Below are 11,043 nucleotides of genomic sequence, written 5' to 3'. Positions count from 1 at the left end.
GGCGGGACCGTCCCGCCCCCGCACGGCCCGCTCAGTCCTTCTTGTCGTCGTGGGAGGCGAAGTCGCCGCCCACGACGCTCTGACGGCCGTCCGAGCGGCCGGAGATCGCGTAGGCGTCGTCCTTCGCGTCACGGCCGCCGCGGTCGTGGTCGTACTGCCCGGCGAAGACCCACTCGCCCTCGGGGACGGTACGGCCCGGTTTGAGCACCCAGGTGTAGACGAGGAAACCGTCGTGCTCGGCCGTCGTGAACACGAAGTCGCCCTCGGGCAGCGAGCGCCAGGCGCCCGCCGACGAGACCCCGCCGGTCTGTGCGACCTTCAGCTGCACGGTGAGCGCGGTGAGCGCCTCGGACGTCTTCAGCGTGACGTTGCTCTGCGCCCAGAAGTCGTTGCTGTGCGGGTCCACCGAGCCGTCCGACCACAGCGGGCCGTCCTCCTCGTCGGTCGTCACCGGCAGCAGGGACGCCGTGGGCGCGGAGGGCTTCGCCTCGGGGCTCTTCGGCGGGGAGGCGCTCGGCGCGGCCGGGCTCCTGCCGCCGCCCGGGCTCGGAGTCGGCCGGGGAGAGGCCGGCGGGCGGCTGGTGGCGCCCGGGGACTCGACGGGCGGCGAGGAGGAGGAGACGGTCTGCTGCGCCGGAGCGTCGCCCTTCACGGCCGACGCCACCGCGTATCCGCCGACCGCGAGCATGCCCGCGACCGCGGCCGTCGCGCCCACGATCCGCGCCCAGCTCCACAGCGGCGGGCGGGTCGCCCGGTGGGCGGAGCGGACCTGCGCCTGTCCCTGCCCGGCCATGCCGCGCTCGACCCGGGCCAGGATGCGCGCCCGGTCGGGCTCGTGGGCCTCGGCCGCCGCGTGCAGCCGGGTGCGCAGTTCGCCGTGCACGTCCCGCTGCGTCGTCATCGGTCCCTCCCTGCGGCCTGACGGTCGCGTGCCATCGCAGGCACCCTCACCGGAGCCCCCTTGCCGCCCAGCAGCTTCTGCAGCTCGGCCATCCCCTTGGACGTCTGGCTCTTCACCGTACCCACGGAGACGCCCAGTGCGAGCGCGGTGTCCTTCTCCGACAGGTCGAAGGCGTGCCGCAGCACCACGCAGGCCCGTTTGCGGAACGGCAGTCTACGCAGCGCCGACTGCACGTCCACGACGCCGGCGACGTCGGGATTCTCCGTCTTCTCCTCGCGCTGCGACCAGAACAGCGCGATCCTGCGGCGCTCGCGGACGGCGCTGCGGATGCGGGTGCGGGCGAGGTTGGCGACCACCCCGCGCGCGTACGCGACCGGATGGTCGGCGGCGCGCACCCGGTCCCAGCGGTTCCACAGCGCGAGCAGCGCGTCCGCCGCCAGATCGTCGGCGGCGTCCGCCTCGCCGGTCAGCAGGCAGGCCAGACGGGACAGTTCGGCGTAGTGGCGGTCGAAGAAGGCGTGGAACTCCACGGAGGCGGCGTCGTCGACGACTGTGCCCACGGGTTACCTCTTCTCGGTGCGACCGGTGCTGTGCGTGCCATGTGAATGACATGGGGATGTCCCGGGGAGGCGGTCGGGACGAGATCGGGAAGCGTAGCAGTGTGCGATCACCCCACTCGGTCGGGGGTTCGAACATCGCATGGCAGGCCGAACGAGTCCGGAACCCGATTCCGTAACACGGCGAAAACCTGAAGAGGGTTCAACGGGGGAACAATCCAGCCAGCATCCGCACCGAGATCGTTCCGGCCCCGAGGAGTGGCAGCCATGTCCGAGACGCAGCAGAAGGCCGACCGGCCCGCCCGTGAGAGACCGGCGGTGAACAGCGTCGACCGGTTCTTCCGGATTTCCGAACGAGGGTCCACGTTCAGCCGGGAGATACGCGGCGGCACCGCCACGTTCTTCACCATGGCCTACATACTTGTCCTGAATCCCATCATCCTGGGCAGCGCCGAGGACAAGTTCGGGCACCGCCTCGACAGCGTCCAACTCACCACCGCCACCGCCCTGGTGGCCGCGGTGATGACCATCGTCATGGGCGTCGGCGGCAACCTGCCCCTCGCGCTCGCCGCGGGTCTCGGCCTGAACGCGGTCGTCGCCTTCCAGATCGCCCCGCTGATGAGCTGGGACGACGCGATGGGCCTCATCGTCCTCGAAGGCCTGCTGATCTGCGTGCTGGTGGCGACCGGACTGCGAGAGGCCGTCATGCACGCCATCCCGCAGCCGCTCAAGCAGGCGATCAGCGTCGGCATCGGCCTGTTCATCGCCTTCATCGGCTTCGTCGACGCCGGCTTCGTCAGCCGCATCCCGGACGCCGCGCACACCACCGTCCCCGTCCAGCTCGGCGGCGGCGGCACGCTGGGCGGCTGGCCCGTCCTCGTCTTCTGCCTCGGCGTGCTGCTGACCGTCGGCCTGCTCGCCCGCAAGGTCAAGGGCGCGATCCTGATCAGCATCGTGGCGATGACGCTGCTCGCGATCGCCATCGACTCCCTCGCCGACGTCAAGTCCTGGGGGCTGACCACGCCCGCGTGGCCGGACGACGTCGTCGGCGCCCCGGACTTCGGGCTGATCGGTCACTTCAGCCTGTTCGGCGCGTTCGGTCAGACCGGCGCCGTCACCGTCGTCCTGCTGGTCTTCACGCTGCTGCTGTCCGACTTCTTCGACACCATGGGCACGGTCGTCGGCATCAGCGCCGAGGCCGGACTGCTGAACGAGAAGGGCGAAGTGCCCCGGCTCGGCCGGGTGCTGCTCATCGACGGCGCGGCGGCGGTGGCGGGCGGCGCGGCCTCGTCGTCCTCCGCGACCTCCTACATCGAGTCGGCCGCCGGCGTCGGCGAGGGCGCGCGCACCGGGTTCTCCAACCTCGTCACCGGCGCGTTCTTCGCCCTCGCGCTGTTCCTGACGCCGGTCCTCACCATCGTCCCGCTCCAGGCGGCCGCCCCGGCCCTCGTCGCCGTCGGCTTCCTGATGATGACCCAGGTCAAGAGCATCGACTGGGACAAGTACGAGATCGCGATCCCGGCCTTCCTCACCATCGCCGTCATGCCCTTCACCTACTCGATCACCAACGGCATCGGCGCCGGCTTCGTCGCGTACGTCGTGATCAAGACCGTGCTCGGCAAGGCGAAGGAGGTGCACTGGCTGCTCTGGGGCGCCTCGGCGCTCTTCCTGGTGTACTTCGCCATCGACCCGATCGAGCAGGTCCTCGGCGTCAAGTGACGTGAGCGGACGCCTCGGTGACGGGGGCGGCCGCCCTACCGGCCGCCCCCGTCACCGCCGGCTACTTCCGCAGCGCCGCCTCCATCATCGCCTTCGCGACGGGCGCGGCCAGGCCGTTGCCGCTGACCTCGGAGCGCGCCGCGTCCGACTGCTCGACCACGACCGCCACGGCGACCTGCTCGCCGGACGAGTCGGACTTCCCGTACGAGGTGAACCAGGCGTACGGGGCCTTGCTGTTGTTCTCGCCGTTCTGGGCCGTGCCCGTCTTGCCGCCGACGGTGACGCCGTCGATGAGCGCGTTGGTGCCCGTGCCCTTCTCGACGACCGTCTGCATCGCCGACCGCAGCTGGGCGGCGGTCGAGGCACTGACCACCTGGGTGGTGGTCGCCTTGTCGTCGTAGTCCTGAAGGACGTCGCCGCCGCCGTTCGTGATCTGCTCGACCATGTGCGGCGAGACCAGCTTGCCGCCGTCGGCGAGAGCCGCCGACACCATCGCCATCTGCAGCGGGGTCGCCGTCACGTCGAACTGGCCGATGCCGGTCAGCGCGGTCGAGGAGGCGTCCATGCCGGACGGGTACACGCTCGCGTAGGCCCGCACCGGCACGTCCTGGCTGTCGTCGTCGAAGCCGAACCTGTCGGCCATCGCCTTCAGCTTGTCCTGACCGAGCTGGACGGCCATGTGCGCGAACACGTTGTTGCAGGAGTACTGCAGCGCGACCCGGATCGAGGCGTCCTCGCAGGGCGCGGACCTGTTCTCGTTCGCCAGGTCCGTCCGCGTGCCCGGCAGGGTGTACGGGTCCGCGCTGTCGGTCTTCTCGTCCACGGACGTGTACAGCCCGTCCTCCAGCGCGGCGGCCGCCACCACCAGCTTGAACGTCGAGCCCGGCGCCAGGGGCTGCCGCAGCGCCCTGTTCACGAGGGGCTTGTCCGGGTCCGCGTTCAGCTTCTTCCAGGCCGTGCCGGCGGTGTCGGCGTCGGTCAGCGACGACGGGTCGTACGACGGCGTCGAGACGACCGCGAGGATCCGGCCCGTCGACGGGTCGATCGCGACGGCCGCGCCCTTCTTGTCGCCGAGCGCGTCGTACCCCGCCTTCTGCACCGCCGGGTCGATCGTGGTGAGCACGTCGCCCGGCTCGGCCCGCTGGTTCGTGACCGTGTCCAGGACCGTCTTCAGCCGGGGGTCGGCGCCGTTGAGCACGTCCGCGTACACGCCCTCCAGCTGCGTCGGGGCGTAGCTCTGCGAGGCGTAGCCGGTCACCGCCGCGTACAGCGCGCCGTTCGTGTACGTGCGCTTGTATCTGAGGTCGCTGTTCGACGTGACGGCCGAGCCGGTGATCGCCTTCCCGGCCACGATGATGTTCCCGAGCGGCTCCGCGTACGTCAGGATCGCGTTGCGCCGGTTGTGCGTGTCGTCCGCGAGCGCCCGGCCCTCGTAGAACTGCACCCAGGTCGCCCGCAGCAGCAGGGCGAACACCAGCAGCAGCGCGAAGACCGAGGCGCGTCTGATCGTCTTGTTCATGGCGATGGGAAGACGAACGGGACGGGGAGCGCGTTCCCTCCCTCCCGGTTTCTCATCGCCCCTTCATCTGCGCCCGGCTCAGTTCTCCAGCCGCAGGACGATCTCCTCGATCTCCGCCTTCCGCGCGGGGGCGTACCCGGTGGCGCGGGCGGTGGGCACGAAGCCGCACTTGACGAGGACTCGGAGGGAACCGGCGTTGTCGGCCGCCGCCCGCGCGAACAGCGGGCGCTCGGGGACCTCGGCGAGCAGGGCCGTCAGCGCCGCCGTGGCGATGCCCCGGCCCCAGTACGCGCGGTCCACCCAGTACGTCACCTCGCGCTCGCCCGGCTCCCCGTACACGGCCGCGCTGCCGACCACGTCCCCGTCTGCCAGGATCGTGCGCACCACGGCGGACGAGGCGCGGATCCTGCTCCAGCGGTCGTCGAAGGCGTCCCGGTCGGCCGGATCCTGCGGGGTGAACGCGGCCATCACGAGGGACTCGGGGTCGTTCGTCTGCCGGAAGAACACCGGCAGATCGCTGTCGTGGACGCGGCGCAGAGCGATCGGCATACCGCAGAGCGTAGGGCCTCGCCGCCGTGGGCGCGGAGCCGCCGGGCGGCGCCCTTCGCGCCCCGGGCCTCAGAGCCGCCGGGTGGCCAGGGTCAGCCGGTCGCGTGCGTCGAACAGGGCGTCCTTGACCAGCTGCTCGTGCGCCGGCGTGAGCCGCGCCACCGGCACCGAGCAGCTGATCGCGTCCCGGGCCGGCGTGCGGTAGGGGATCGCCACGCCGAAGCAGCGCAGGCCGAGGGTGTTCTCCTCGCGGTCCACCGCGAAGCCCTGCTCGCGGACCTGGTGCAGCTCCTCGATCAGCTTCTCGCGGTCCGTGATCGTGTGCTCGGTGAGCGCCGGGAGCGTCTCCGGGAGCAGCTTGCGGACCTGCTCGTCGGTGTAGGTGCTCAGCAGCGCCTTGCCGAGCGAGGTGGAGTGCGCGGGCAGCCGGCGGCCGACGCGGGTGAACGGGCGCAGGTAGTGCTGCGACTGGCGGGTGGCGAGGTAGACGACGTTCGTGCCGTCCAGCCGGGCCAGATGGATGGTCTCGGTGGTGTCGTCCGAGAGCCGGTCCAGGGTCGGCCGGGCGGACGCGACCACCTCGTCGCCGTCGATGTACGAGGTGCCCACGAGCAGCGCCCGCACGCCGATGCCGTACCGCGTGCCCGTCGCGTCCGTCTCCACCCAGCCCAGCTCCACGAGCGTGCGCAGCAGCATGTACAGACTCGACTTGGGATATCCGACGGCCTCCTGGACCGATGCGAGGGAGTGCATCCCGGGGCGACCGGCGAAGTATTCCAGCAGCTCAACCGTCCTTACCGCGGACTTGACCTGCGCTCCGCCCCCCGTCTCGACAGCCGACATCGCCCTTGACCCCTTCGTTCGACGGGAAATACGCTCCGACAGCATATTCATCATCAGAGACAGCGTTCAGCATATCGAACGCCCCTGGTGGGTGAGCCCGTACCAACGTGGAGGGACCCTCGGTGGCAGCAGCACCAGTCTGGAGTGTCGACCCCCGAACCGGGAAGCAGCGTGAACAGGTTGCGGTGGAGGCCACAGCCCAGGAGGTCGACGCCGTCGTCCGTGCCGCCCACGACACGCGCGGCGCCCTCACGGACCGTGCCGTCCGCGCGGCCTTCCTGCGCTCCGCCGCCGACCGTCTCCAGGCCGCCAGGGACACCCTCGTCGAGGTGGCCGACGCCGAGACCGCGCTCGGCCCGGTCCGGCTGACCGGCGAGCTCGCCCGCACCTGCTACCAGCTGCGCGCGTTCGCCGGCATCGTCGACGAGGGGGCCTTCCTCGACGTCGTCGTCGACCACCCCGACGACACCGCCACCCCGCCCGTCCCCGACCTGCGCCGCTACAAGGTGCCGCTCGGCGTGGTGGCCGTGTACGCGGCGTCGAACTTCCCCTTCGCCTTCTCCGTCGTCGGCGGCGACACGGCCAGCGCGCTGGCAGCGGGCAACCCGGTCGTCGTCAAGGCCCACCCCGACCACCCGGGGCTGTCCGAGCTGGTCGCCAAGGTGGTGCGCACGGCCGCCGCCGAGCACGGCGTCCCGGCGGACGTGCTCGGCCTCGTGCACGGCTTCGACGCCGGTCTCGAGCTGATCAGGCACCCGTCGGTCGCCGCCGCCGGCTTCACCGGTTCGATCCGAGGCGGCCGGGCCCTGTTCGACGCGGCCGCCGCCCGGCCGACGCCGATCCCCTTCCACGGGGAGCTGGGGTCGCTGAACCCCGTCGTGGTGACCGAGGCGGCCGCAGCCGAACGCGCCGAGGCCATCGGGACGGGTCTGGCCGGGTCCATGACGCTGGGCGTCGGCCAGTTCTGCGTCAAGCCCGGCCTGGTCCTGGTGCCGTCCGGCGCGGCCGGCGACGGGCTGCTCAAGTCCCTGACCGACGCCGTGAGCGACACCGAGGCGGGCGTGCTGCTCGACCACCGGATGCGGGACAACTTCGTCGCCGGGGTCGCCGAGCGGGCCGGGCTGCCCGACGTGGAGTCGCCGGTCACGCCGGGCGCGGGCGGGGAGCACACCGTCAGCGCCGGGTTCCTGACCGTGCCCGCCGCCCGGCTCACCGCCGACGGCGAGCACGACCTGCTGCTCGAGGAGTGCTTCGGGCCGGTCACCGTGGTGGCCCGCTACGAGGACGACGACGAGGTCAGGGCCGTGCTGTCGCGTCTGCCGGGCAACCTCACGGCGACCGTCCAGCTGTCCGAGGGCGAGGCGGCCGGGGAGGGCCGCGGCGGGGAGATCCTCGCCGAGCTGACGCCGCTCGCCGGGCGCGTGCTGGTGAACGGCTGGCCGACCGGCGTCGCCGTCGCGCCGGCCCAGCACCACGGAGGGCCCTACCCGGCCACCACGTCGACCTCCACCTCGGTGGGCGGCACGGCGATCGAACGGTGGCTGCGGCCGGTCGTCTACCAGAACACCCCTGCCGCGCTGCTGCCCGTGGAGCTGCGCGACGAGAACGAGCTCGGCCTTCCGCGCCGGTTCAACGGGAGTCTGGAGCGATAGCGCCTGGAGCTCCGCCGGGCGTCCGATAATCAGACCATGGACTTCTCGCTCCCCGAACTGCCCTTTCCCCTGCGCACCTACGGGCCCGACGGGCACTGGTTCCACGAGGACGGGGTGCTCACCGGGTGGGCCGGAGCGCGGCAGGACCGGTTCGTGACGCCCACCGGGGAGGCGTTGGACCCCGCGGCGGACGCCCCCCGGCTGCTGGGGGCCCCGGAGGGCGACTTCCAGCTGATCGCACGGGTCACCGTGGGATTCACCGGGGCCTTCGACGCGGGGTCGCTGTACGTCCAGGTCGGCGAACGGGACTGGGCCAAGCTCTGCCTGGAGTACTCCCCGGATGTGGCGACCGTCTGCACGGTGGTCACCCGGGGGCACTCCGACGACGCCAACGCCTTCACCGTCGAAGGGAGTTCGGTCTGGCTGCGGGTGAGCCGGACCGGCCGGGCCTTCGCCTTCCACGCCTCCCGGGACGGCCGCCGCTGGACCTTCGTCCGGCTGTTCACCCTGGGCGACGAGGAGCGGACCGGCGCCGCCCTGGTCGGCTTCATGACGCAGTCGCCGATCGGGGAGGGATGCGTGGTGACGTACGACCGCCTCGCGTTCCGGCACGAGTGGCCGGACGACCTGAGGGACGGCAGCTGACCGGCACGGAACCGCGGGGACGGCCCGCACGTCCTCCCAGGCATGATCGGAGACCGCGTCACCGAGGACCGGGTGATCCGCCCGGCCGTGCCCGCCGAGACGGAGGCGATCGCCGCCCTGCACGCGCGCGCCCGGGCGACGTACTACCCCGACGGCGTGCCCCAGGACGGCACGGACTGGCTCGCGAACTGGCGCACGGCCGTCGAGCGACGGGACGGGCACGTGCTCTGCGTCCTGGAGCAGGGGCGGATCGTCGGCCTGGCCTCCTTCCGCACGCCGCCTGACGCGCCCGCGCGCACGGTCAGGCTGTTCCAGTTCCACGTCGACCCCGGCCGCTGGCGCGCGGGGATCGGCACGGCCCTGCACGCGGCCTGCGTCGAGCGGTGGCGGACGGACGGCCTGCGCACGGCCGTGCTCGACGTGCACGTCGACAACCGGCGGGCGCAGGTCTTCTACGCACGTCAGGGCTGGATCGCGGACCCGGAACGCCCGCCCGCGGAGGGGGATCACCACCTGTGGCTCAGGTACCGGGTGCCGGGCGGCTCCTGACCGGCGGCGCGCGACCGGCGGCCGGAGGCGGGCGGGGGATCGGGGAATGAAGCCGGCTGCTTGAACGTTCATGCACCTGGCGGAGGGAAGCTCCGTGTCAGCCGCACGACCTGAAGAGAGCCGAGACATGCGCGTCGAGATCTGGAGCGACATCGCCTGCCCGTGGTGCTACGTGGGCAAGGCCCGCTTCGAGAAGGCGCTCGAGGCCTTCCCGCACCGCGACCAGGTCGAGGTGATCCACCGCTCCTTCGAGCTGGACCCGGGCCGCGCCAAGGGCGACGTCCAGCCGGTGCTTGCGATGCTCGGCAAGAAGTACGGGATGAGCCAGGCGCAGGCGCAGGCGGGCGAGGAGAACCTGGGCGCCCAGGCCGCCGCCGAGGGCCTCGACTACCGCACCCGGGACCGCGACCACGGCAACACCTTCGACATGCACCGTCTGCTGCACTTCGCCAAGGAGCAGGGACGCCAGGACGAGCTGATCCAGATCCTCTACCGGGCGAACTTCGCCGAGGAGCGGTCCGTGTTCACCGAGGGCGACGAGCGCCTCGTGGAGCTGGCGGTCGAGGCCGGTCTGGACGCCGAGGCCGCTCGCGCCGTCCTCGCCGACCAGACCGCGTACGCCGACGAGGTCCGCGCCGACGAGCGCGAGGCCGCCGAGCTCGGCGCGAACGGCGTGCCGTTCTTCGTCCTCGACCGTGCCTACGGCGTCTCCGGCGCCCAGCCCGCGGAGGTCTTCGCCCAGGCGCTGACCCGGGCGTGGGGGAGCCGCTCTCCGCTGGAGCTGATCGACGACGGCGGTGCGCAGGCCTGCGGCCCGGACGGCTGTGAGGTCCCCCAGCGGTGAAACCGCAGATCAACGCCCATCCATAAGCGTTCCTTAGCGGAATCGCGTAAAAATCGGCAATGGACGGGGAGGTCCGTGGGGCCCAGAGTGGACGCATGGAGACCTTCGAGAGCCTCGTCCGCGCCGAGTTCACACCGAAGACCACCTACCTGAACACGGCGAGCAACGGCCTGCTGCCCGCGCGGGCCGTCGCCGCCCTGCAGTCGGCGGCGCTGCTGCGGGCGGAGGGCCGACCGCTGACCCCGCTCTACGAGGACGTGGAGGCCTGCCGGGCCGCGTACGCCCGGCTGGCCGGCGTCCCCGCCACCCGCGTGGCCCTCGGCGCCTCGGTCGCCGCGCACACCGGGGTGATCGCCGCCTCGCTCCCGGCCGGCGCCGAGGTGCTCACGGCCGAGGGCGACTTCACGTCCGTGCTGAACCCGTTCCACGTCCGCGGCGACCTCAAGGTCCGGTCCGTCCCGCTGGAGCGGATCGCCGAGTCCGTCCGTCCCGGCACCGCGCTGGTCGCCGTCGGCGCCGCCCAGTCCGCCGACGGCCGCATCGCCGACCTGCCCGCCCTGCGCGAGGCCGCCCGGACGCACGGGGCGCGCACCTACGTCGACTTCTCGCAGTGCGCCGGCTGGCTGCCGACGGACGCGGGCGCGTACGACTTCTCCGCCGCCGTGTCCTACAAGTGGCTGCTCGGCCCGCACGGCGCGGCGTTCCTCGTCGTCCCGGAGGACTTCGGCGCCCTCGCGCCGATCCTCGCGGGATGGGTCGCCGGCGAGGAGCCCTGGGACAGCTGTTACGGCCCGGTGGCCGAACTCGCCCACTCCGCACGGCGGTTCGACCTGGCGCCCGCCCTGTTCGGCTACGCCGGACTGCGCCGCTCCCTCGAACTGGTGGAGGAGATCGGCGTCGAGGCGATCGGCGCCCACGACATCGCCCTCGCCGACCGTTTCCGCGCCGGACTCGCCACGCTCGGACACGAACCCGTCCCCGCGCCCGGCTCCGCGATCGTCTCGGTGCCCGCACTCGGTTTCCGCGTGCCCGAGCTGGCCGCGGCCGGCATCCAGGTCTCCGACCGCGCCGGCAGTCTGCGCGCCTCGTTCCACCTCTACAACACGGCCGCCGACGTCGACCGTCTGCTGGACGTCCTGGCGGGCTGACGCGACCGACCGCCGCCGGAAGGCCCGGCGGCGGTCGAGTCGGCCGCCGATAGGAAGATCACAACTCTGAAAACCAGTCAACCAACAAAAAATATCGGTTGTAGGAGAAATGGTGTT

The 11,043-nt window shown here is 72.1% G+C and carries 11 protein-coding genes; 6 read left to right on the top strand and 5 right to left on the bottom strand.

Going from position 1 to position 11,043, the window contains the following annotated elements; translation table 11 throughout:
• Nucleotides 1-31: 31 nt before the first annotated feature.
• A complete protein-coding gene (locus tag ABT300_RS36595; protein ID WP_351685345.1) occupies nucleotides 32-901 on the bottom strand; it encodes a hypothetical protein in 870 nt (289 codons plus the stop codon).
• On the bottom strand, nucleotides 898-1,461 hold the full coding sequence (locus ABT300_RS36590; RefSeq protein WP_319188704.1) for a SigE family RNA polymerase sigma factor: 564 nt from the start codon (nucleotides 1,459-1,461) through the stop codon (nucleotides 898-900). Before ABT300_RS36590 ends, ABT300_RS36595 begins: the two co-directional genes overlap by 4 nt.
• Nucleotides 1,462-1,725: 264 nt before the next feature.
• Here ABT300_RS36590 and ABT300_RS36585 point away from each other — a divergent pair, with 264 nt between their 5' ends.
• Nucleotides 1,726-3,177: an NCS2 family permease gene (locus tag ABT300_RS36585; protein ID WP_351685342.1), complete on the top strand. Its 1,452-nt coding sequence runs from the start codon at nucleotides 1,726-1,728 to the stop codon at nucleotides 3,175-3,177.
• Between the two features lie 61 nt (nucleotides 3,178-3,238).
• On the opposite strand, the gene ABT300_RS36580 is transcribed toward ABT300_RS36585, so the two are convergent.
• The 3 genes from ABT300_RS36580 to ABT300_RS36570 all read right to left on the bottom strand — a co-directional run bounded on the left by ABT300_RS36580 (nucleotide 3,239) and on the right by ABT300_RS36570 (nucleotide 6,088).
• Nucleotides 3,239-4,696, bottom strand: coding sequence for a penicillin-binding transpeptidase domain-containing protein (locus tag ABT300_RS36580; RefSeq protein ID WP_351685339.1), 1,458 nt, complete (start codon nucleotides 4,694-4,696; stop codon nucleotides 3,239-3,241).
• 78 nt (nucleotides 4,697-4,774) lie between these two features.
• Nucleotides 4,775-5,245: a GNAT family N-acetyltransferase gene (locus ABT300_RS36575; protein WP_351685337.1), complete on the bottom strand. Its 471-nt coding sequence runs from the start codon at nucleotides 5,243-5,245 to the stop codon at nucleotides 4,775-4,777.
• Nucleotides 5,246-5,314: 69 nt separating this feature from the next.
• Complete coding sequence (locus ABT300_RS36570; protein ID WP_107444662.1) at nucleotides 5,315-6,088, bottom strand: IclR family transcriptional regulator; 774 nt, start codon at nucleotides 6,086-6,088, stop codon at nucleotides 5,315-5,317.
• Nucleotides 6,089-6,210: 122 nt separating this feature from the next.
• Here ABT300_RS36570 and ABT300_RS36565 point away from each other — a divergent pair, with 122 nt between their 5' ends.
• The 5 genes from ABT300_RS36565 to ABT300_RS36545 all read left to right on the top strand — a co-directional run bounded on the left by ABT300_RS36565 (nucleotide 6,211) and on the right by ABT300_RS36545 (nucleotide 10,926).
• Nucleotides 6,211-7,740 carry an aldehyde dehydrogenase (NADP(+)) gene (locus ABT300_RS36565; RefSeq protein ID WP_351685334.1) on the top strand — a complete coding sequence of 510 codons (1,530 nt, stop codon included), beginning with the start codon at nucleotides 6,211-6,213 and terminating at the stop codon, nucleotides 7,738-7,740.
• 36 nt (nucleotides 7,741-7,776) lie between these two features.
• Nucleotides 7,777-8,385 (top strand): DUF1349 domain-containing protein, encoded by a 609-nt coding sequence (locus tag ABT300_RS36560; protein WP_351685331.1) that lies wholly within the window; start codon nucleotides 7,777-7,779, stop codon nucleotides 8,383-8,385.
• A 42-nt stretch (nucleotides 8,386-8,427) separates the two neighbouring features.
• A complete protein-coding gene (locus tag ABT300_RS36555) occupies nucleotides 8,428-8,934 on the top strand; it encodes a GNAT family N-acetyltransferase (RefSeq protein ID WP_351685329.1) in 507 nt (168 codons plus the stop codon).
• A gap of 127 nt (nucleotides 8,935-9,061) precedes the next feature.
• Nucleotides 9,062-9,778 carry a DsbA family oxidoreductase gene (locus tag ABT300_RS36550; RefSeq protein ID WP_351685326.1) on the top strand — a complete coding sequence of 239 codons (717 nt, stop codon included), beginning with the start codon at nucleotides 9,062-9,064 and terminating at the stop codon, nucleotides 9,776-9,778.
• A 95-nt stretch (nucleotides 9,779-9,873) separates the two neighbouring features.
• Nucleotides 9,874-10,926 carry an aminotransferase class V-fold PLP-dependent enzyme gene (locus tag ABT300_RS36545; RefSeq protein WP_351685324.1) on the top strand — a complete coding sequence of 351 codons (1,053 nt, stop codon included), beginning with the start codon at nucleotides 9,874-9,876 and terminating at the stop codon, nucleotides 10,924-10,926.
• Nucleotides 10,927-11,043: the final 117 nt, after the last annotated feature.

The sequence above is a fragment of the Streptomyces sp. NPDC001027 genome, from assembly GCF_040299045.1.
Classification (GTDB): domain Bacteria; phylum Actinomycetota; class Actinomycetes; order Streptomycetales; family Streptomycetaceae; genus Streptomyces.
This window is presented reverse-complemented; position numbering and strand designations above follow the sequence as displayed.